The sequence below is a fragment of the Rhizobium sp. JAB6 genome, from assembly GCF_003024605.1.
Classification (GTDB): Bacteria; Pseudomonadota; Alphaproteobacteria; order Rhizobiales; family Rhizobiaceae; genus Rhizobium.
In genome coordinates this window covers 928,059-947,742 of the sequence record NZ_PYJQ01000009.1, presented here as the reverse complement: position 1 = coordinate 947,742, position 19,684 = coordinate 928,059, and the positions used below count along the sequence as shown (strand labels likewise).

The window sequence follows — 19,684 nt, the reverse complement described above, 5'->3', positions numbered from 1 at the left end:
TGGGCGATAGCCGCCGCCAGGCTCAAGGGCGATCCGTGAAACCTCCCACGAATTGGAGACTACAATGTCCGTAAACTCGGAATTGAATGAGCTGTTGTCTGATAACGCCCCGGCGCCTGAGATCACAGCAGATGCACCAGCACCAGTAAATGAGCAGCCAGCCGTCGCTCGCGACGATCAGGGCCGCTTCGCCACCAAGACGCCGGCAGAAGCGCCGGCTCCTGTTGTCGATCAGCCAGTCGCAGCTACGCCGACCGAACAGCAGCCCATCCCCGGCAATGTACCAGTCGGCGCCGTCAAGGCTGAACGTGAAAAGCGGCAGGCAGCAGAGGCAGACGCCGAAGCCCTGCGCCGTGAAGTAGCGGAACTGCGCGGAATGGTCGTTGCGCGCCAGCAACCAGCTCCGCAGCCACCAAAGGAAGAACGTCCGATTGCCCTGTGGGACGACCCGGACGCCTACCTGCAGAACCAGCTAACGCCGTTCCAGCAGCAGATGCAGGAAATGCGTGAGGAACTGTGGGAGTCGAAAGCAGCAGCCGTGCATACACCTGAAGCCGTGCAAGCGGCCAAGGCAGCGGCTGAAAAGCTCTTCGGTACTCCGGAAGGCAACGCTCTGCATCAGCAGATCACGGCCTCCGGCAATCCCTTCGATAACCTGGTGAAGTGGCACAAACAGCAGCAGGCGATTGCTCGGGTTGGAGACGACCCGGAAGCGTTTATCCAGGCTGAACTTGAAAGGCGTCTCGCTGATCCAGCCGAGCAGGCGAAGATCCTCGAACGCATCCGCTCTGGTGCAGCATCCAATCCGACTACGGCACAGCCCGTCACAAGCCTTCCGCCCTCTCTCAGTCGTCTTCCGTCCGGTGGGAACGCCGCGGCCGACAATGACATGAGCGACAGCGCGCTATTCAGCCACGCAACCAGCGGCAAGCGGTAAAGCCACGAGAGGCGCCGCGCCCGTCTTGAAAGGACCATACCATGGCCGTCTCTACGGTTCAGGACAACAACAAACTTGTCCAGTACACCAAGGAAATCAACCGCGAGTTCGTTCGCGAAAACCTGTTCTCGCCCTACATGGGCCAGGATCTGACCGCTATCATCCGCATTCGCCAGGAGCTGAAGAACGGCGGCGAGCAGATGAACATTCCGCTTGTCACGAAGCTTCGCGGCAAAGGGCGAGGGGCCGGCACGCTCGTCGGCAACGAGGACAAGATCGACAACTACGGCATGCGCCTGTGGATCGATTGGGCGCGCAACGCGGTCACCATGAAGAAGAACGAGATCCAGAAGGACTCTGCTGACCTGTTCGGCGAAGCGAAGCCGCTTCTCGCGGATTGGGGCAAGGAGCGTCAGCGCGACGACCTGATTGCCGCCTTCATGGCTCTTCCTTCGGAAACCGCTCCCGCAGGGCTCGGCTCTGACGACGGCAACACCGTCAACGGTATCAGCTATGAGGCAGCTACTGCCGCGCAGCGCAATACGTGGAATGCCGATAATAGCGACCGCATCCTCTACGGCAATGCGATTGCCAATTACAATGCGGTCCACGCCACCGCTCTCGCCAACATCACCACGGCAGCCGGCAAGTCCAGCGCAGCGTCTCTCACTCTGGCAAAGCGCATGGCTGAAAATGCCGTGCCGGCGATCCGGCCGTTCAAGACCGCTGACGGCTATCAATGGTACGTCTATTTCTGCGGCTCGAACGAATTCCGCGATTTGCAGAATGACCCTGACATCAAGACGGCGAACACGAACGCCCGCGCCCGTGAAGGCAACGGCATCGATAAGAACCCGCTCTTTGTCGACGGCGACTTGCTCTATGACGGCATCATCATCCGCAAGGTGCCGGAAATCACCTTGTACGTCACTCAGATTTGGACATCGCTCCAGACGGCCGGCAACAGCGGCTCGCGCGTCGAGCCAGGTTTCCTCTGCGGCCAGCAGGCGGCCGTCCTCGGCTGGGGCCAGATGGCAAAGCCAACCTTCCGCAAGGAAGATGATTACGGGTTCATCCAGGGCGTCGGCACCGAAATGGCCTACGGTGCTGCGAAGATGTTCAAGAAGCACCCGATGGACGGCACGGCACTGAAGCAGTGGGGCGTCGTCACCAAGTTCAGCAGCGCCGCGCAGGACTCTTGATGAACGGCTAGGGCGGCTATGGCCGCCCGTTTACCTTCCCTCATTCATGAAAGGGCATGACGATGCCTCTCAATGCCAACACCACGGCGCGCGACGCCGGTTTCCAGAACGTCCAGTACTACCGCAAGCGCATCCAGTATTCGGACGGTGTTTTGACGTGGAAGTTCAAGATTCCCGCCGGCTCGATCATCCTGGCGCCCATCTCGGGTGTGGACGTTCAGACGGTTTTCAACTTCGGCACCAACAATCGCGTCCAAATCGGTGATGCCAGCAACCCATCCAAATACGGGCTGAACGTATCCCTGGCGGCGTTGGGTTTTGCGCCAATGGCTGTTGCAGTCGGCCACAAGGTCACGGTTGACACGGATATCGTGTTCACCGTCGACAACAGCGGCACGGCGGCAACAACCGGCGATGCCGAGCTTGTCCTTGCCTATATCCCGGCCAACTGAGGATCACGCTGATGGTAAAGGTCAAATACTTGCCGGAACCGGGCACCCCTGACGATACCGAGACGCTGAATCACAAGTTCAGCGCTCGACGCGCGGCCGATGTCACCGATGAAGCCGTTCTGGCCGTTCTTCGGGGAAATCCGTTCTTCCAGGTTCTGGATGACGAAAAGGGTTCCAGGACGCCCACTCCGGCGCCCAAGACGGCTGAGGTTGTCCTCACTGCCCTGGAGCAGGTTGATGGCACGTTTGCCATCATGAGCGGCCCCGATCTCATCAAGGAAGGCCTGACCAAAGAAGACGCAGATGCATTCAACGCCCTGTCCGACGAGGACAAGGCCGAATACGTCGCGGCATGACCATAAGGCGGCTTTCGGGCCGCCTTTTTTCTCTCCATAGATTGAAGGAAAAGATCGATGTCCAAGGATGAAGCTCAGATCGAAGCTGAAATTCAGGCAAAGGGCCTCAATGCCCCGCGGGTGACGCCAACGCAGATCGACGAGACAATCGTCTCCGAACAGTACCATGTCTTTCCGAACACGACGCTGACCGTGTGCGCACTGACGCTGCGCAATGGCTATATCGTGACCGGCGAGAGCGCGGCCGCGTCTCCCGAGAATTTCAATCAGGAGATCGGACGCAAGATCGCTCGCGACAATGCTCGCAACAAGATTTGGGCGCTGGAAGGTTATCTGCTGCGCGAGCACCTTTCGCGCGTTTCCCATGGCGTTGCTCAATAAAAGCTGGAGCGTGGCGAGATGAAGACGAGACAAGACCTGATCCTTGCCACGCTCAAGCTCCTGCAGGCCGATGGCGGGGTAGGGCAGAACCCGCCGCCGGAGAACGTCGAGGATATCGACGGCATTGTCGACGGAAAGCTCGCGGAACTGAGCCAGCGCCAGATCTATGGCGCCAGCGATCCGCAGCAGTTTGATGACGAGGTGATCGAGCCTCTATCGACCATCCTCGCCAATTCTATAGCGCCCAGCTATGGGCAGCCCCGCAATGAAGCTTCGAAGCTGGCCGCCGAAAACACGCTGCGCCAGCTCAAGCCTTCCACTTACGTTTCCGGCTCCGTTCTACCGGTGGAATATATCTGATGGTTGACATCATTTTTCCCACCAGCACGGCGCCGGGCGCGCGTCCGGGTGAAGGCTCCGGCAGGCTTATCAACTGCTATGCCGAACCACTCGAGCAGGGATCGCGCAACAGCTTTGCGCGCCGCCGTGTGCCGGGTCTGTCGCCAGTGGCGAATACGGCGCATAGCGGCTGCCGTGGCTTCCACTATTACAATGGTGATCTTTTTGTTGCGCAGGCCGATCGGCTCTCTCGAGTTAATTTCGTCTCGGGCGCCTTCACAGTAACCGACATCGGCGCGTTGACCGGCACAAAGCGCGTGACATTCGCCCGCAATAATAAAGCACCGATCCCCGATATCGTCTGCGTGACCGAGAACGGCGCTTTCGTCGTCACCCGCGATGCCCCGCCAACGGCGTATCCGGACGGTGATCTGCCGCAGCCGATCAGCGTAACGTTCATCGACGGCTATTTCGTCTTTCCGATCCGTGATGGCCGATATTTCGTGTCGGCGCTCAATGACACTGCCGTCAACGCCGTGGACCTCGGTAAAGCGGAGAGCCATCCTGGCGGTCTTCTGAACGCCTTCGGCTTCGGTGAGCAGTTGGTGCTCTTCGGACCTTCGGGGATGGAGTTTTGGCAGAACGCCGGTAATGCCACCGGCACGCCGTTTTCGCGCGCCGCAGTGTTTTCGAAGGGCTTGGCCGATACCTACGCGATTGCCGGCAATGAAGAGGGCTTTTCGAGCCTTATTTTCGTCGGTGACGACAATGGCGTCTATCGGCTCGATGGCGGATATCAGCCGTCCAAGATTTCTGGACCTGATCTCGATCGCCTGATTGAAGCCGTCGCGGACAAATCGACGATCGACGTCACGGTAGCTGTCACCTCCGGTCATATGTGGGCGACGGTGACTGGACCGACCTTCTCGTGGACCTATGAGCTTGCGACTGGCTTCTGGCATGAGCGCGCAAGCTATCTCGACAATCATTGGCGCGGCGTCTGTTCTGTCAAGGCCTTCAACGGATGGGTGATCGGTGATCGCACCTCGGCCGACATCTGGAAGCTTGACCCGGATTACAGAAAAGAGGGTAGCAATCCGCTCGTCATGAGCGCGATTTCGCTGCCGACGACGAGCTTCCCGGATCGCATCGCCATCCCACGCGCTGACTTCGACCTGATCGTTGGTCAGGGCCTTGTGACCGGAGACGAACCGATCGAAACCGATCCCGTTTGCCTGATCTCATGGTCCGATGACGGCGGTAATTTGTTCGGGACGCCATTGGTACGCCCAATCAGCCGCTTGGCGGCGCATCGTACGCCCGTCGTCATCAACCGCGCCGGCATGTCGAGCAGATATGGCCGCGTCTGGCGTATCGACGTATCCGACCCTGTTTATGTGTCGATCTTGGGCGGTTCACAGCAAGCAACACCGGTTTCGAACTGATGTCTTCCACACTCGCAGCGCTTCCGCAACTCCCGGTCCCGACCGAGCGGATTGCAGACCCACAGACGGGCCGCGTCAATCAGAACTGGTACCAGTATCTGAAGGCGCTCGATCAACATATCCGCGAAGCTGAAAAGCGCATCGCTGCCTTAGGAGGCTGACTATGGGATTTCTTAGCTCTCTGACCGGCAGCAACATCGGCAAGGCAACGACGAAGGCGATTGGGCAGAACGGCGTTTTGCTCAACAACTTCCAGAACGCCGGCAACAGCATCATCGACACGGGCGAACAGAAGTCGGCCGGCGCGCTAGATCAGGCTGTCGGCAACTACGATCCCTATCTTACGGCCGGCAAGAGCGCGACCAGCATGTATTCCGACGCGCTGGGCCTTAACGGCGCGGACGGAAACGCCGCCGCGACAGGTGCCTTCCAGGCGAGCCCTGGCTATCAGTTCTCGCTAGATCAGGGCACGCAGGCGGTTTTGCGCGGTGCATCTGCCGCTGGGATGCTCAATTCTGGAAATACGCTCACGGCGCTATCGCAGTATGGTACCGGCCTTGCAAATCAGGAATTTGGAAGCTGGCTTGATCGACTGAACGGTCTCTCCGGTCAGGGGCTTACCGCTGCCAACGGCGCAGCCGGTTCCCTCGGCAATCTCGCCAGCCTCTATCAAGGCACCGCAAATGATCGCCTCGGGCTCGAAAGCTCTGTAGCTCAAGGACAAATGGGCCTGAACAACGACCTGGCAGCGGTCAAAGAGCAGCAGGCGCAGAACAGCGGCGGCTTCCTTGGAAAGCTGCTGGGCACCGGCATTAGCCTTGGCACGAAGGCGCTGACTGGAGGATTGTTCTGATGTCGGTGACGCTTCCAAAGCCTGATTTCTCTTGGATGGGACAACTCGTCGGAGCGATTGGCCCACAGCAGCGGACGCTACCTGCTGGCGGCCAGATGACGGCAAACGGATACTTCCCGCCCGCACCTGGTATCAATCAAGGTCAGCAGCCCGGCGGCTTCTTGAGCCAACTCATGGGCAAACTCCCGCAAAATCAGTTCTCGATTAACCCCAGCATGAACCCCAACATTCGTCTTGGAGGGTGACCCATGGCCATCGCGAGCCTGCGCGTCCCGATTACCGCGCTTCCGACGCCCGACCGCTCCTGGCTCGATAGCCTGACAAACTCGCTTGGCAGTGCGATTGACACGGCTGCGCAGAACAAGGCATTCGAGCAAAATGTGATTCCGGCAATCACCGGCACGCCGGCACCCCAGCAGCAACCGGGTTTTCTCGGTCGTCTGTTCGGTGGAAGCCGCATTCCCGCGCCCGGGGCACAACAGCAAGTCGCGGCCACCAATCCCGCTCCGGTGCAGGGCAGCGCCGCAGTTGGCTCGCCGAACGATATCCAGAACCAGTTCATCAACACGGTGCGCAGCGGGGGCTTGACGAACCCTTACGGCTTGGCGGCGGTTGCCGCGACTGGCCGTGCGGAGAGCTCGTGGGATCCGTCGAAGGTCAATGCTGCTTGGCCCGATCCGTCGCAAGGCGGTGCTCCCGGTACTGCGGGTGGCATTCTGTCGTGGCGGAACGAACGACTGGCAAATCTACGCAACTTCGCGCAGTCGCAGGGCGCTGATCCTTCGAACATCAGTCCAGAGCTGCAGGCGAAGTTCTTCCTTCAGGAAGACCCGACGCTGATCCAGCGCCTGAATGCCGCCAAGAGCCCACAGGAAGCCGCCAGCATCATGGCGAATGCCTGGAAGTTCGCCGGATATGATCAGCCTGGAGGGGAAGCTGCGCGGCGTGCTGCCATGGCGCAGAACTATTATGCCAACCAGTTTGCCAATGCTCAGCCCCCGGCCGCGGCGCCTGCCGGTCCAACACAGGTTGCGAGTCTTGACCCGTCGATCGGTCTGCCTGCGCCTGGTGCTGCCGCTGAAATCCGTGCCACCAATCCGGCTCAATTAGCAGCCGGCTTCGATCCTGCCAGCGCAACGCCTGCACAACTGAATGCAGCGCTTGGCCCAAGCCAGCCGCAGACCGGCTATGTCGACCCTGTCGTGACGACAGCCTACCGGCAGACGCCGCCGGCAGCCGGGAGCTCACCGGTCAATCCTCCTGTGCAGTCAGCCGCCGTTCCCGCGACAGTTGCTCCGGCGGCGAGTGTCAGTCCCGATGTGATTGCCGCAGCCCAACCCGCAACCCGGCAGAACGTCACCAATGACCAAATCGCCGCCATGGTGCGCAATCCCTACACGCGCCAGGTCGGCTTGCAGCTCTGGCAGCAGGTTTTGACCGGCAAGACAGCGCAGCCGTGGTCATTCGTCAAGCTCGACGACGGCACGCTAGCACGGGCGAACCAGTCAACAGGCGAGGTCCAGAGCCTCGGCAAGTTCGCGAGCTCGAAGAAGGAAATTCTCAGTAACGGGAAGGGCGCCTTCTACGATACCAGCACCGGGCAGTGGATTGCTCCTCCTGAGGGAATGGCCGGCGGCACGGAATATGGACTTGCGCCGATCTATGGCACGGATGCAGGCGGCAACACCGTTATCGGTCAGCTCGCCAAAGACGGCACGTTCCAGCAGACGAAATTGCCGCAGGGCTTCGTTCCTACGCCTGGCGTCAGCAACACCGATCTGGGAACATCGGTTATCACCCGGAACAACAAGACTGGTCAGATCATCGATACCCAGGCGAAAGATGTTCGCGGGGAGGCACGGGATAAAGCTGGCGGCACAGCTCAGGCAGCGGCACAAACTGCGTTGCCAGCAGTCGAAGGCGCTGCAAATCAGATCCTCTCGTCGATCGATAGCCTCGCGAACGACCCGTATCTCCCGAAGATGCTGGGCAAGAGCAGCTATCTGCCGAACGTCACGACGGATTCCCAGCGCGTCCAGTCGAAAATGGATCAGATCACCGGCCAAACCTTCCTGCAGGCCTACAACACGCTGCGCGGTGCCGGTCAGATCACCGAAGTCGAAGGGCAGAAGGCAACAGCCGCTATGGCGCGCCTGAACACGGCCCAGAGCGAAAAGGACTACCGAGACGCACTCAACGATCTGCGCGGCGTTGTTCAGAATGCTGTCCAGCGCGCTCGCCAGCAGGCAGGCCAATCCGCGGCACCCCAAGCCACAGCGCCGGCTGGCAACACGACGTCTTCGGGCGTCAAATGGAGCATTGAGCAATGACCGTTCTGAATATCGCCGGTCATAGGGTGACGGTGGACGACAGCTTTCAGCAGCTCTCGCCCGACCAGCAGAACGCGACCGTCGCGGAGATTGCGAAGACGCTTGGCAGTCAGCCCGCGACCCAGCCGGACGGTAGCGCCGTTGTGCCTCGCACGCCCGACACTGGGATCGGTCAGCCGGCCGATCCTCGCGATAGCATCGCCGGCCGTGTAGACGCGTTTGGGCGCGGCGTCGCCGATACGCTTTCGTTCGGTCTCGCCGACGAAATTGCCGCTCAGGCAAAGAGCGGCCCGCTTTCTGTCCAACGGCCGCCCGACGAGTATTACAACAGCGGCATCTATGCCGGCGAGTATAACCCGCTCGGCGCCGTTGCTCGTTTTATCAATGCCCCGTTCGCATCCGATAGCAAGGACGCTGATTACAATCGTGTTCTTGCCGAAGAGCGCGCGACTAATGCTTCTGACGAGCAGAACCGCGGCGGCTATCGTCTAGCGGGCCAGCTTACCGGCGGTGTTGCCGGCGGCGCTGGGCTCGCCAAAAGCGGACTATCCGCAACTGCGAACGCTATCAATCGCGGCGCGAGCCTCGCGCGAACCGCAACGATCGGCGCTGGTGAAGGTGCGGCTCTCGGCGGTGCGCAAGGCTTTGGCAGCGGGCAAGATGGTTTCCTGAATAGGCTTCAAAGCGGGGCGGCAGCGGGAGCCGTGGGTTTAGCCGCTGGCGGCGCGACCCCCTATGTCGCTGCAGGCGCGGGCTCCTTCCTCCGGTCGCTTTTTGCGCCGGTCACATCGCGCCTGAATCCGACGCCGGCGGCAAACCGCGCTCTTGCCGTCGCTCTGCAGAGATCTGGAAAAACACCAGATCAGATTGCGAATATCATCCAGTCGGCAATCGACGACGGACAGCAAGGTTATGCCGTAGCGGACGCCATTGGTAATGCGGGTCAGCGGATGCTCTCGTCTGTCGCCCGCACGCCGAACGATGCGAGGCAGGAAGTCGTCAATCAGCTTCTGACGCGCCAGGCAGGGCAGGGCGAGCGCTTATCCAATGCCCTCGCGGAAGGCTTTGCCGCTCCTGACACCGCTGCGCAGCGCGCCGCTACGCTAACGGCGGCCCGAGATGCTGAAGCCAATCAGCTTTACGGCGCCGCGCGTCGAGACGCCGGCGCGGTCAACGTCTCACCTGTCCTCGATACAATCGATCAGACCCTTTCGCCTGGCGTCAATCAAGTCGCGAACCCTCGTGACAATATCGGCTACGACACGATCGAGGGTGCGCTCGCTCGGGTCCGGAACATGCTCTCCGACGGCAATTCGCAGGTCACGGATTTCAATACCCTATTCCGTGCGAAGATGGACGTTGACGACATGATCCAGCGCGCCACGAACCAGGGCGCAAACTGGCGGGCGAATGCTCTCGGTCAGGTACAGCGGCAGATCAACAACGCGCTTGCCGAAGCATCACCTTCCTACCGCCAGGCCGCTGCAAACTATGCCGAGCGGAGCGGCGTCATCGATGCCGTTGATGCCGGCACTGCAGCCGCTTCGGGTCGCACCCGCGCCGCCGACAATATCGCTGGGTTCAATGCGATGACGCCGGACCAGCAGCAGGCTTTCCGGGCAGGCTATGCTGATCCGCTGATCACCCGTGTCGAGGCCGCCGCTTCGTCTCCGACGACGAACAAGGCGCGCATGCTCATGACGCCGAAGTATGAGGATGAGTTTCAAGCCATTGCGGCCCCAGGAATGGCCCAGCAGCTCGGAAATCGTATCGGTCGCGAGCAGCGAATGTTCGAAACGATGAACCAGGCGATCGGCGGCTCGCGCACCGCCGATAATCTAGCGGACATGTCTGACATCGCGAACTTTGATCCGGCCGTGCTGACGAACCTCTTCAGCGGGAACCTCAAGACAGCCGCCATTCAGGCGGCCGTTCGGGTGCTAAACGAGGGAAAGGGCATGCCGCCGCGCGTCATAGAGCGTATCGGGCGAGGGCTGATGGAGACCGATCCGCAGGCCGCGAGAAACTTGTTGACGGTGGCGTCAAGTAAGATGACGTCTGATACCGCAAAGAGGGGGTTGGCGACGGCGATATTGAACAATCTGGTGTCGACGGTGCCGGGACGTATTGCCGCTCCGAACTAAGGGCCATCCCTGCGTGAATTGGCTTTCCACGAGCCCGGAACTTTGTTGCCGGTGATCTCGATTGCCCATCCGGCAAGCGTGCAGCCCATTCCGAGTCCAAGGCATAGAGAGATCCAATCAATCTGCCGGGTCAGCAGATTCGCCAAGAATAAAACGGCGATGATCGGAAACACCCAGCGCCACGGGCCAGGCGTCCGGTCAATCTTCGGCTCTTGGGGATCGTGGTCGATTGTTTGCATGCCGGAACATTACATGAATGCCGCGAGAAGGAAACAGGCGAACTGTTTCCTTCGGCCGATAATGGCAGCCACTTATCGTCTCCGGTGACCGTAGTGATAGGGGTAATGGTAGGTACCGCCGGGATGTTTCGTATAGCAGCTCGCCCTTTTGCAATGGCCAGTGGCCCAGCCGTTGTAGGGACGAGTGTCACGGTACCGAGCCTCGGCAGCGGAAATGCTGAACGCGAGGGTGCAAAGCGCAATTACTAAGATCTTCATGGGGCTCTCCGTTAAAGGCGAGCGTCCAGATACCATTTTCTCGTTAAAGGCGAGTTAGCAAAGGCGGTTCTTCGGAGCCGCCTTTTTCTATGGAGAAGCGAATGGCCGGTTTCTGGAACCAGTCTAATACCCAGATCCACGACGCAAACGGCAAGCCGTTTATTGGCGCCCGGGCATATTTCTATAAAGGTGGTACGACGACGCCGATCACGGTCTACAAGTCGTATTCGCTCGGCTCGATCAATGCGCATCCAAACCCGGTCCAGACCGACGGAAATGGGTATTTCCCGCCAGTTTTCTTCGATGAGGCTGACGGCTTCTATCATGAGCGTCTGACCAGCGCGCAGGGCGTCATCATCTATGACGTCGATGGGCTGCCGATTATCGGGCCATCGGCGGGCGGCGGTGGTGGCGGCGATACGCCGGTTGATCCAAGCTCAGTGCTGATCACTGGCGACATGATCATGGGCTACGGGAATGGAACTCGAACAGGCTTCGTCCGAGCTAATGCGCGGACGATCGGAAATGCCATCTCCGGAGCGTCGGAGCGGGCAAACTCCGATGCTCAGGCGCTCTTCTCCTGGCTTTGGAATGCCGATCCCAATCTAACCGTCGTCGGTGGCCGTGGCGCGAATGCGCTCGCGGACTGGAACGCGAACAAGCAAATGACGCTTCCGGATTGGCGCGGCCGCGCGATCGTCGGCACTGATGTCATGGGAAACATTGCGGCCAATATTATCCCAGGGGCCGGTCTGGGCTGGGCCGGAGGTGAAGCGGCGCATACCCTGTCCGTGGGTGAAATGCCGAACCACGCGCATCCCCTTAGCGATCCTGGTCACGTCCATAACTGGGGCAATAGAGCCCAGGGGTTTCCGCTTGGCTCTGGCAATGTGGGTGCCTTTGCCCAAGGCGGCCCAGATCCAAGCGCCCTGAATACCCAGAATGCTTATACCGGCATCACAATGTCGCCGGTCGGTGGCGGCCAAGCGCATAACAATATCCAGCCCTCCCGCGCCCTCACGATTTACATAAGGCTTTGACGATGTACGAAGCGAATTTTGCTCCTGTGTCGAACCGCGCGGATTGGTTCGGCACAATCGAGCTTGTCTATGACGATACCGGTGAAATCCTGACCGACCTGACAGATCTCTCGGTTCTCTTGGAGATCAGGAGCCGCAACCCGCCTTGCCGCGTGCTGTCAGCCTCAACCGATGACGGCCATATCGAGCTGACTGCCGCGGGCATCATCCAATGGCATTTCACCGCCGACGAAATGCGACGCCTTACGCCTGGCACATATGAAGTCGGCATCACCATCACGCGCGAAGACTTCACCGAACAGGAGCTCATTGGCTCTGTTCCGGTCATTGACGGGATTGTCAGAACATGAGCCAAACTTCTCTACGTCTCCGCGTCGTTCCGCGGTATCCGGCAAAAGTTACCGCGACCGATGGACTAAAAGCTGTCCGCACTGGTGTCGATCTCGTCGTGAAGTCTGATTATAGCAATCTCGTGCAAGTCCCGACGGTCACCAATCCCGACAGGACGTTCATGCTCGCGTGGGATTCCGACCTCGACAATTATCAGTCGATGTCCTTCACGAACATCATCAACAACATCCAGGATGCTGTGATCGGGCCGCCACTGGCAGCGATCGATGCCACCAATCCCGGCGCTAATCAGGCTGTCTATTTCACCGGTGTAGGTGTCGCTGCCACCTATACAATATCGCCCTTCGTGCGAGGCATTTCGAATGCGCCGGACCAAGGCTCGTTCGTGACTGCGGCCGGAGCGGCAACTGCAAGTCAGGGTGCGAAGGCAGACAGTGCGCTGCAAGCATCTACGCTGACTATTCCTGGTAACCGTACGTTCGGAGATTTTGCCTTCAAGAAGGCAGACCAGATTTACGGCGCCGTATACCCAGATATCACCGTAGATGGTGGGTTTTTCGACCAAACCTCCACCATCTTACACATTCCCTCCAGCGACTCGTTGGTCAATAACTACGGTGCCACGTCATCCTATATTTGGAATGAAAGCGGTAGCAATCAGAGTTCTACGCATGCCGGAAATGGCGTTAACTTCTTCGGCGTGCAAATTCTAGGCGCGGCGCATTCGGCAGCATGGGGCCTAAACACCCTTCTACAGGATGCGCCGACAAGAGCAGTGAGCACTCAGGCCGGCGGCATCTTGATCGGAGCTGAATTCGATAGCAATGTCATGTCGCCACTAACTCAGGTTATTGGTGTATCTGTTGGTGGTAACGGACTAAGGCAGCCTGCGTCCGCGAATGCGTTTATTGCAAATAGTTTGGGAACAATTGATGCAGGTGGTATTACACCTATCCGATGGGAAACCGCGTTCATCAGCTTCAATGGTTGCGCTCAGAGAATTCTATTCGGCGGCTCCGCTTCGCTGACTGCGAACAGTGACAGTCAGTTGATTACTCTGCGAGCTTTAGATGCGTCAAGAAATCCCATCGATACCAATATATACAACAGTGGTGGGTTCTTGGTCGCTGATACCGTCAATGGCCTGGCAGTTCGTAATGGCGGCATCTTTCTCGATGCCGGGAAGACGTTATTGATCGGTGGCGTGGGTGTCATCGGCAGTCGCAAGACCGGATGGGCCGCTGACACCGGGACCGCCAAACGGTCTGCCAACACCACCTACTCCGCCACAGCCGAAGCGGCCTATACGCAAGCCACTATCCAAACGTTGATGAACACCGTTCGCGATCTCAGCCAAACGATCAAGGCGTTGAAAGACGATATGATCGCGCACGGCCTGATCGGCGCGTAGTTTCCCTTAGGACATCCCATGAAACCGAAACTCGTCCCGAACGCGGGCCGGGTGCTTCGCCGCGCGTGGAGCATCCGGCTCATCATCTTGGCCGGCATTCTGTCCGGCTGCGAAGTCGCCCTCCCGATCATCGATCAGTTCGTCACCATCCCGCGCGGCACGTTTGCTGCACTCACGGGTCTCGTCACCTGCGGCGCTCTGATTTCTCGCATCGTCGCCCAAGAAAACCTGAAAGGTAACGCTGATGCCGATCAATAAGATCGTCGCCACCAAGCGCGGTAAGACTGCGATCGCCGCCGCTCTCGTCGCCGCTGGCGCCGCCGGCTGGCAGTCCGTTAAAGACACCAACCCCGCAAAGCACGTCTATCCTCCGGCCGTTATCCTCGCGACGGACAAGCTGATCAAACCCTGGGAAGGTCTGGTGCTCAAAGCCCATCGGGACCCGTACGCCAAGATCTATGACATCTGCTACGGCAAGACGCGGATCAACGGCAAGCCTGTCACCGCTGGCATGACCTTCACCAAGGCCCAATGCGATGACTTCCTCGAGCGGGAAGTCTACGAGGAATATTACCTGCCGCTCACCAAGCAAGTGCCGAAGTTCACGAGCTTCCCTGTCAGCTTGCAGGCCTCACAGATCTCCGGCGGCTATAACTTCGGGCTGGGAGCGCTGTTGCGATCGAGCGCCATGCGGGAGGCTGGAAAGGGCAACTATCGGCCGGCCTGCGAAATGCAAGCCCGGTTCAATCAAGCCGGCGGCCAAGTCGTCAATGGGCTGGTCAAGCGGCGCGAGATGGGTGATGCCCAGCGGCTCGGCGAAGCTGAAATCTGCGTGAGTGGTCTCTGATGCTCGGTCTCCTCGATTACCTCAAGCTCGGCGCCGGCATAGCGGTCGGAGTCCTGATCACCTCCCTGTATTGGACCGGCGTTCCGATCCTCAACGACTACCCGATCCTCAAGAATATCCCTCTGCTCGGCGACATCGCCGTTGGGCATGTGCAGGCGGTGAAGGACGAAGCGCTGAAGGGCTACGTGCTCGAAAGCGAGAAGACGACGGCAGAAGCCAAGGTGGCCGAGATGGAGCGCCAGCGCAATGCCTCCGCACAGGCCTTGGAAGAAGCCAGAAAGCGCCAGGCGGCCGACGATGCCGCCGAGCTCGCCAAAGACGCTCAAACCGATATCGAGATCGCTGACTATGAAAAGAAGCTCGCTGCTGCAAATCGCCAGTGCCTTGCCGATCCTGCTGACGTTCAGTTCCTGCAGTCTCACTGACCGGCTCCAAAGGGTGTCGTCGGCAAAGGGCATCATCAAGGCCGGCACCAATCTGCCGCCACTGCCCGACGACTGCCGGAAGAAAGAACCGCACACCGCCGTCAGGGTGGGGGACGAGCTGCGTTCCGTGCTTGTGCGGGAGCGTGGGGCTCTCGACCGGGCGAACGCGCGTGGCGAGCGTTGCGCGTCGTTTTATGACGATACGAAAGCCGGCTTCGAACGGCGTCCATGATGTCGGCCCGTCTGACCCTCCTTCTCTTCCTTCTATCTACCGGCGCATTTTTCTGTGTGATCGCACCCGGTTTAATTTCCCTCCTTCAGTGAAAGCTCCCACGGTATGGCGCCTCCCGACGACAACTACATCCATCAGCAGATCGGCACCCTCACGGCCAAAGTTGATATGTTGATCGAGGCTACGCGCCGTCAGGAGGAGAAATCCGATGTCAGCCGGTCGTCAATGCACCGCCGCCTGGATGAGGTCGTAGACCGTGTGAGTAAGGTCGAGACGAGCATCGTCACGGTTCAGGAAGATGTCTCGGAGATGCGTCCAGTCACGGATGATGTGAAGAGATGGAAGCTCATGGGGCTCGGGGCACTAGGCATGATCGGGATCGCCGGCATGGCCATGGGCGTAACCTTTGCTGACGCCATACGACGTATAGGCGCTGTAGTACTCGGAAAATAGTCAAAGCCAGTATGAGACATCGCTAGAATAGGTATTGCCGTGATTTTCACTGCAATTGAACCTACTGAATGATTTTGCCGTAATCTTTTGGGTTCTCTACCGGTGTGGTCGTGGATCTGCTTTGCGCTTTATCAAACCGGTCGGCCTGCTTGCGCTCCACCGCTCGGACAAAGAACTCTGCTTGAAGATCAACAAGGCCGACATCTCCCTCAATGACCGCTGTCACCCTAACGAGGATGTATGAGAGGAGAAGGCCAATCAAGCCTGAAATTCCAAACTGGAAAGCATGTGAAGCACTCGGCCATTGTGCAGATGCAGCTACAGCTAATCCCTTCGCCAAAACGAGACTTACCATCGTAAATAAGATCACCAGAATCAGAACGCGCAAAGCACGGATCGATTGCTTAATCGCTGCTGAAATTCTGCGCGCCTCATCTACCTGAAATTGGTCGATATTTGTAAACGGTAGACCACGGGCCAGACGCACAAGCACGCCCGCGCCGATGACTGACAACGCAGTCAAGATCGACGCTTTAGATGTGTCCCAGAAATCGACCGAAGCTGCTGCGATTGCGATCGCAGCTCCGAGCGTTGGGACGAGCACGTGGGTAGGCTTTATTTTCATAAAACCGATTCTACACCTATTCGGTGATTTTACCATCATGCAAGAAGCGCCGATGGACCTCTAAAATCTGCTCTATAACGTCTGGAATATCCAAGAGATTGCTCTCCTTGGAGAATTTCTTAATGCTCATGTCGGCCGATAGGCGGGCATCATCCCCTTTGATTTCGCCGTCCGTTCCGCGAACACGAAGCTCACCGTCGGGGGCGTTGCGAAGTCCGGAAGCCAAGTTCTTCATGAATTCTTTCTGGAACTTTCGCTTCTTGGCGCGATAGCCGATATTTACCGTAACTTCCAGCGCCGCATCGGGTGGCATCTGGGCCAAAAGCTTATCTGCCTCGACTTCGCCCAGTAGCTCAACAATTACGCCTTTCGCCTTTCCCCAACTCGCGGCCAACTTTTCGCCCAGGCTTTCGTGTGTCACGACATCAACAGCCGTCGCGGTATAAGTTGGAGGCGCTTCAGGTCTAATCGTTTCAGGAACCAAGCCCCCAATCTCGATCGATTTAACGTCGCCTAGGTCAGAACCAATTTGGGCGCGGTCAAACTCGGCCTGCAGTTCAACGTGCTGATCGTGTGCAATTACCCCGGACTGGTCTCGAAGAAACCAGGTTAGATATTCTTCGCTCGCTTTTGTCTGGAGCGCCACGTGTTGGATTTGATAAAAGTGGTCACCGACGGCCATCCAATAGGCCATCCCGTGCAAATACTCATGCCCTGCCGGCGCTTTAGATTCCGCGATCGCCCATGCCTTCAAGACTTCATCGAGGGAAGAATGGCTAGGGTCTGTCGACAGTTGTAGTAACGCCTGCATCTGGCCGGGAGAGAAAAGGCAAAGGTCGCCGAATACGTAGTTTTCGTTTATGTGAAAATTATTTAAGACCCGCTGATATCCGTCTGCACGCGGAACTTCGGAGATGCGCTTTTGAACACTTTCGCCGAGGACTATACCCTCTTTCTTGCTGCTTAACGCGGCCGCGATTTTCTCACTCAAGGTTTCGGCCGGAAATTGTCCGTTGTCCCGACGCAGTCGTCTATATTGAATTTTCACCCTCTTGCTGGTTGCCATGAGCCCCTCCCTGTCTTCTTTATGGGAGGTTGTATTATTTAATAAAATAGTCAACCTAGATTAGGGGTACACCAGGGATTACTTGCGGATAACGAAAGTGGTTTATCTAGCTGGCAGTCAGATTTTCTGGAAACGGACTCGGAAGGGCCAATCGTTTCAGTTGGTGAAACGTGGGCCGCGCAAAAAGAAACCCGCCGAAGCGGGTTTCCATGGGCTAGCTAGTTACCGGCGATTGTCTTCGGCCTGAATGCGTCTATCGCCTTCGTGGCGATTGCTGGCTTGACTTTCCCAAGCTTCGCCTGATTGCTGAGGTAATCAGGCAAATGAACCTCAATGTACATTTTTCTAAACCACTTGCGGAATTCCCCAAGGGCTTCGTCTGGATAGCAGTACGGCGTCTGCGGGTTGGAAAGTGCTTGGGGGAAGTAAACTGGATAATCATGCGAGTACTGCCGCCGCTCGCCGTACAGTACCTCGAGATTTTCTGTTTTCCAGTGCTTGGCCCACCGCTGTCCCACGCTGATGTCGGGAACTATGTGAGGCCCAACATCAATGCCAGCGTTAATCATCGGTACAATCATTCCGGCAATTTCTTGATAGATGCTGAAAAATCCGGCGGGGACCGCGTTGGCGACGAGGCTTACTCTATCGTGAAATTGCTGCCAGGCGAGGCTTACTTTACCATCTGGATTGTAGCCGACCTGCGCATAGACAAAATCGGTGAAGCCCTTTTTCGCCAGGGTACGGTAGCTCTTGATCGCATGATCGTTGCCAGCAACCTCGAACGCGTAGTATTCCAACGCCGCCATACAGACGTGAGCTGGTACCGCATGGTGGATAGTGCCGTTCTTTTTCACTGCGTGGAAGAAGACAGTATCATCAAATCCTTGCGCCTTTATCAGGTCGCGGATTTTCTGCTCCCGACCTTTTGTCGGGATTTGCCCCCATTCATCGGTGAGTTTCACCAGTGTAGAAATGGCGACGCCGCACATTCTCGATAGGCCGCGAAGCGTCAAAAATGGCGTCCCGTCACCCAAGACGCCCATCCCTACGCCATCAATTTCGGCTTCGACGACGATCTCGAGGTCGAATGCCAATTGTGAGGGGGTGATCGCCAAATCGCTGTTCTGAGTCATTTTTTCTAACCTTTTCAATTGGTTGAGGTGATGCCCAACGAGGCTAGAAATCTTTCCCAAAAAGCTTATCTTAAGGGTGCGTAGAGAGATCAAGCCTAGTTGCTGATCTACTCGCTAAAGCCGCTTTCCTTGGCCGGGGGCGGCTTTTCGTTTTTGATCGAGCAAATTGTACTCGATCCTTGCTTGATCCGCCAGTGGGGTTCCTCTGGGCCGACTCAGGTTGCGATTGCATCGTTGCGATCAACTCTCGATCTGCAGCAAAGACGCCGCTGTTATCGCTAATCGGGAGATCGGAACCCTGGCTCTTCCATCACTCGGCGCACGAGCGCAATTACCGCGACCGTCACGCCTTTATCAGCCGCGCGAACGAGCCTTGCGGCCCATGAACGGCTCAAACTCATCATTGCCATCGAGATATTCCAGCTCATGGTCGATATGATCGATTGCCCAGCCCAGCAGCTCGATCTGACTTTTCAGGTGGTCGGCCAAGTCTTCGGTGATAATGGCGAGATCAGCCGCCGGCAGCGATGCCCTGTTATTGATGATTTTGATCGCATCAGCCTCTAGGCGCAGCAGATGGCAATTGGCCTGCTTGATCTGGAACAGCAGCTTGTCGCGGTGGTCGAGCAGGTATTCTCTCGTTTCGTCGAGCATCGAGGCGTCCTCTATCGGCAAGGAAATCACTTGCGAAGATAGCTCTTTCGGCCGTCGTCGGTAAGGCAGTAGTGGACGCCGCGTGGCCCGACACAATAGGATCCCCCTCGGCACGAGCACTCGGACGACCCGGTTGATTCCATTTCAGCCGGCGTCGATCCGAGTAGTGCAGCTCCGCCCATGCGCGCGCAGATGGCGTCAAGCAACCTGCAGCGTAGGGATCGTCGATAAATCCTGGTCTCGCTCCGCATGCCAGGCATCATAGGCAGCCTGCATGCGAAGCCAAACTCCGGTCCCGTCTCCAAACAACTTGCCGAGGCGGGCTGCGACGGTCGGAGAAACACCCTTCTTCCCGCGGAGGATGTCGTGAAGATGCTGCCGCGAAATGTCCAGCATTTCGGCGATCTCGGACTTGCTCTTGCCGGTATCAATGATGACATCCTCAAGGAGCGCGCCCGGATGAGTAGGGCACCTGTCGGGCGAACGGCGAGCTACATATTCGGTCATT

General features: G+C 58.2%; 24 protein-coding genes. 19 read left to right on the top strand and 5 right to left on the bottom strand.

Features of this window, described 5'->3' with window-relative positions; translation table 11 throughout:
• Window positions 1–64: 64 nt before the first annotated feature.
• The 19 genes from C7U61_RS14625 (at window position 65) to C7U61_RS14530 (ending at window position 15,695) form a co-directional block, all read left to right on the top strand.
• Entirely contained in the window at window positions 65–937 is an 873-nt protein-coding gene (locus C7U61_RS14625; protein ID WP_106998760.1) for a hypothetical protein, read from the top strand.
• A gap of 41 nt (window positions 938–978) precedes the next feature.
• Complete coding sequence (locus C7U61_RS14620) at window positions 979–2,139, top strand: DUF4043 family protein (protein WP_106998759.1); 1,161 nt, start codon at window positions 979–981, stop codon at window positions 2,137–2,139.
• Between the two features lie 56 nt (window positions 2,140–2,195).
• Window positions 2,196–2,591: a hypothetical protein gene (locus tag C7U61_RS14615; RefSeq protein WP_106998758.1), complete on the top strand. Its 396-nt coding sequence runs from the start codon at window positions 2,196–2,198 to the stop codon at window positions 2,589–2,591.
• 11 nt (window positions 2,592–2,602) lie between these two features.
• Entirely contained in the window at window positions 2,603–2,947 is a 345-nt protein-coding gene (locus C7U61_RS14610) for a hypothetical protein (protein WP_106998757.1), read from the top strand.
• A gap of 57 nt (window positions 2,948–3,004) precedes the next feature.
• On the top strand, window positions 3,005–3,328 hold the full coding sequence (locus C7U61_RS14605) for a Gp49 family protein (RefSeq protein ID WP_106998756.1): 324 nt from the start codon (window positions 3,005–3,007) through the stop codon (window positions 3,326–3,328).
• An 18-nt stretch (window positions 3,329–3,346) separates the two neighbouring features.
• Complete coding sequence (locus tag C7U61_RS14600; protein ID WP_106998755.1) at window positions 3,347–3,688, top strand: hypothetical protein; 342 nt, start codon at window positions 3,347–3,349, stop codon at window positions 3,686–3,688.
• The gene (locus tag C7U61_RS14595; protein WP_106998754.1) at window positions 3,688–5,112 is read left to right on the top strand and encodes a hypothetical protein; all 1,425 of its coding nucleotides are present in this window, start codon (window positions 3,688–3,690) and stop codon (window positions 5,110–5,112) included. Before C7U61_RS14600 ends, C7U61_RS14595 begins: the two co-directional genes overlap by 1 nt.
• Window positions 5,112–5,273 (top strand): hypothetical protein, encoded by a 162-nt coding sequence (locus tag C7U61_RS19535; protein WP_181315846.1) that lies wholly within the window; start codon window positions 5,112–5,114, stop codon window positions 5,271–5,273. The genes C7U61_RS14595 and C7U61_RS19535 overlap by 1 nt, the downstream gene beginning before the upstream one ends.
• 2 nt (window positions 5,274–5,275) lie before the next feature.
• Complete coding sequence (locus C7U61_RS14590; RefSeq protein ID WP_106998753.1) at window positions 5,276–5,965, top strand: hypothetical protein; 690 nt, start codon at window positions 5,276–5,278, stop codon at window positions 5,963–5,965.
• Entirely contained in the window at window positions 5,965–6,210 is a 246-nt protein-coding gene (locus C7U61_RS14585; RefSeq protein WP_106998752.1) for a hypothetical protein, read from the top strand. Before C7U61_RS14590 ends, C7U61_RS14585 begins: the two co-directional genes overlap by 1 nt.
• Window positions 6,211–6,213: 3 nt before the next feature.
• Window positions 6,214–8,295 carry a phage tail tip lysozyme gene (locus C7U61_RS14580; RefSeq protein WP_106998751.1) on the top strand — a complete coding sequence of 694 codons (2,082 nt, stop codon included), beginning with the start codon at window positions 6,214–6,216 and terminating at the stop codon, window positions 8,293–8,295.
• On the top strand, window positions 8,292–10,439 hold the full coding sequence (locus C7U61_RS14575; protein WP_245410796.1) for a hypothetical protein: 2,148 nt from the start codon (window positions 8,292–8,294) through the stop codon (window positions 10,437–10,439). The genes C7U61_RS14580 and C7U61_RS14575 overlap by 4 nt, the downstream gene beginning before the upstream one ends.
• A gap of 598 nt (window positions 10,440–11,037) precedes the next feature.
• Complete coding sequence (locus C7U61_RS14565; protein ID WP_106998749.1) at window positions 11,038–11,976, top strand: hypothetical protein; 939 nt, start codon at window positions 11,038–11,040, stop codon at window positions 11,974–11,976.
• Window positions 11,977–11,978: 2 nt separating this feature from the next.
• Window positions 11,979–12,326, top strand: a complete 348-nt coding sequence (locus tag C7U61_RS14560) for a hypothetical protein (RefSeq protein ID WP_106998748.1) — start codon at window positions 11,979–11,981, stop codon at window positions 12,324–12,326.
• The gene (locus tag C7U61_RS14555; RefSeq protein WP_106998747.1) at window positions 12,323–13,738 is read left to right on the top strand and encodes a hypothetical protein; all 1,416 of its coding nucleotides are present in this window, start codon (window positions 12,323–12,325) and stop codon (window positions 13,736–13,738) included. Before C7U61_RS14560 ends, C7U61_RS14555 begins: the two co-directional genes overlap by 4 nt.
• Before the next feature lie 18 nt (window positions 13,739–13,756).
• Complete coding sequence (locus C7U61_RS14550) at window positions 13,757–13,996, top strand: hypothetical protein (RefSeq protein ID WP_106998746.1); 240 nt, start codon at window positions 13,757–13,759, stop codon at window positions 13,994–13,996.
• On the top strand, window positions 13,983–14,585 hold the full coding sequence (locus C7U61_RS14545; RefSeq protein ID WP_106998745.1) for a lysozyme: 603 nt from the start codon (window positions 13,983–13,985) through the stop codon (window positions 14,583–14,585). The genes C7U61_RS14550 and C7U61_RS14545 overlap by 14 nt, the downstream gene beginning before the upstream one ends.
• Window positions 14,585–15,010, top strand: coding sequence for a hypothetical protein (locus C7U61_RS14540; protein WP_106998744.1), 426 nt, complete (start codon window positions 14,585–14,587; stop codon window positions 15,008–15,010). Before C7U61_RS14545 ends, C7U61_RS14540 begins: the two co-directional genes overlap by 1 nt.
• Window positions 15,011–15,347: 337 nt before the next feature.
• Window positions 15,348–15,695, top strand: coding sequence for a DUF1515 family protein (locus C7U61_RS14530; RefSeq protein ID WP_106998742.1), 348 nt, complete (start codon window positions 15,348–15,350; stop codon window positions 15,693–15,695).
• A 61-nt stretch (window positions 15,696–15,756) separates the two neighbouring features.
• Here the strand turns inward: C7U61_RS14530 and C7U61_RS14525 are convergent, their stop codons facing one another.
• The 5 genes from C7U61_RS14525 to C7U61_RS14500 all read right to left on the bottom strand — a co-directional run bounded on the left by C7U61_RS14525 (window position 15,757) and on the right by C7U61_RS14500 (window position 19,683).
• Complete coding sequence (locus C7U61_RS14525; protein ID WP_106998741.1) at window positions 15,757–16,320, bottom strand: hypothetical protein; 564 nt, start codon at window positions 16,318–16,320, stop codon at window positions 15,757–15,759.
• 16 nt (window positions 16,321–16,336) lie between these two features.
• Window positions 16,337–17,386, bottom strand: a complete 1,050-nt coding sequence (locus C7U61_RS14520; protein ID WP_106998740.1) for a hypothetical protein — start codon at window positions 17,384–17,386, stop codon at window positions 16,337–16,339.
• 218 nt (window positions 17,387–17,604) lie between these two features.
• Window positions 17,605–18,522: a hypothetical protein gene (locus C7U61_RS14515; RefSeq protein WP_106999106.1), complete on the bottom strand. Its 918-nt coding sequence runs from the start codon at window positions 18,520–18,522 to the stop codon at window positions 17,605–17,607.
• A 354-nt stretch (window positions 18,523–18,876) separates the two neighbouring features.
• Window positions 18,877–19,176, bottom strand: a complete 300-nt coding sequence (locus C7U61_RS14510; protein ID WP_245410795.1) for a hypothetical protein — start codon at window positions 19,174–19,176, stop codon at window positions 18,877–18,879.
• Window positions 19,177–19,374: 198 nt separating this feature from the next.
• The gene (locus C7U61_RS14500; protein ID WP_106998738.1) at window positions 19,375–19,683 is read right to left on the bottom strand and encodes a HigA family addiction module antitoxin; all 309 of its coding nucleotides are present in this window, start codon (window positions 19,681–19,683) and stop codon (window positions 19,375–19,377) included.
• Window position 19,684: the final 1 nt, after the last annotated feature.

Coding starts and splice junctions, on each gene's coding strand:
- C7U61_RS14620 (WP_106998759.1), top strand. CDS start 979: ATGGCCGTCTCTACGGTTCAGGACAACAACAAACTTGTCCAGTACACC.
- C7U61_RS14520 (WP_106998740.1), bottom strand. CDS start 17,386: ATGGCAACCAGCAAGAGGGTGAAAATTCAATATAGACGACTGCGTCGG.
- C7U61_RS14555 (WP_106998747.1), top strand. CDS start 12,323: ATGAGCCAAACTTCTCTACGTCTCCGCGTCGTTCCGCGGTATCCGGCA.
- C7U61_RS14525 (WP_106998741.1), bottom strand. CDS start 16,320: ATGAAAATAAAGCCTACCCACGTGCTCGTCCCAACGCTCGGAGCTGCG.
- C7U61_RS14560 (WP_106998748.1), top strand. CDS start 11,979: ATGTACGAAGCGAATTTTGCTCCTGTGTCGAACCGCGCGGATTGGTTC.
- C7U61_RS14605 (WP_106998756.1), top strand. CDS start 3,005: ATGTCCAAGGATGAAGCTCAGATCGAAGCTGAAATTCAGGCAAAGGGC.
- C7U61_RS14595 (WP_106998754.1), top strand. CDS start 3,688: ATGGTTGACATCATTTTTCCCACCAGCACGGCGCCGGGCGCGCGTCCG.
- C7U61_RS14625 (WP_106998760.1), top strand. CDS start 65: ATGTCCGTAAACTCGGAATTGAATGAGCTGTTGTCTGATAACGCCCCG.
- C7U61_RS14600 (WP_106998755.1), top strand. CDS start 3,347: ATGAAGACGAGACAAGACCTGATCCTTGCCACGCTCAAGCTCCTGCAG.
- C7U61_RS19535 (WP_181315846.1), top strand. CDS start 5,112: ATGTCTTCCACACTCGCAGCGCTTCCGCAACTCCCGGTCCCGACCGAG.
- C7U61_RS14580 (WP_106998751.1), top strand. CDS start 6,214: ATGGCCATCGCGAGCCTGCGCGTCCCGATTACCGCGCTTCCGACGCCC.
- C7U61_RS14615 (WP_106998758.1), top strand. CDS start 2,196: ATGACGATGCCTCTCAATGCCAACACCACGGCGCGCGACGCCGGTTTC.
- C7U61_RS14565 (WP_106998749.1), top strand. CDS start 11,038: ATGGCCGGTTTCTGGAACCAGTCTAATACCCAGATCCACGACGCAAAC.
- C7U61_RS14545 (WP_106998745.1), top strand. CDS start 13,983: ATGCCGATCAATAAGATCGTCGCCACCAAGCGCGGTAAGACTGCGATC.
- C7U61_RS14530 (WP_106998742.1), top strand. CDS start 15,348: ATGGCGCCTCCCGACGACAACTACATCCATCAGCAGATCGGCACCCTC.
- C7U61_RS14515 (WP_106999106.1), bottom strand. CDS start 18,522: ATGACTCAGAACAGCGATTTGGCGATCACCCCCTCACAATTGGCATTC.
- C7U61_RS14500 (WP_106998738.1), bottom strand. CDS start 19,683: ATGACCGAATATGTAGCTCGCCGTTCGCCCGACAGGTGCCCTACTCAT.
- C7U61_RS14540 (WP_106998744.1), top strand. CDS start 14,585: ATGCTCGGTCTCCTCGATTACCTCAAGCTCGGCGCCGGCATAGCGGTC.
- C7U61_RS14575 (WP_245410796.1), top strand. CDS start 8,292: ATGACCGTTCTGAATATCGCCGGTCATAGGGTGACGGTGGACGACAGC.
- C7U61_RS14550 (WP_106998746.1), top strand. CDS start 13,757: ATGAAACCGAAACTCGTCCCGAACGCGGGCCGGGTGCTTCGCCGCGCG.
- C7U61_RS14610 (WP_106998757.1), top strand. CDS start 2,603: ATGGTAAAGGTCAAATACTTGCCGGAACCGGGCACCCCTGACGATACC.
- C7U61_RS14585 (WP_106998752.1), top strand. CDS start 5,965: ATGTCGGTGACGCTTCCAAAGCCTGATTTCTCTTGGATGGGACAACTC.
- C7U61_RS14590 (WP_106998753.1), top strand. CDS start 5,276: ATGGGATTTCTTAGCTCTCTGACCGGCAGCAACATCGGCAAGGCAACG.
- C7U61_RS14510 (WP_245410795.1), bottom strand. CDS start 19,176: ATGCTCGACGAAACGAGAGAATACCTGCTCGACCACCGCGACAAGCTG.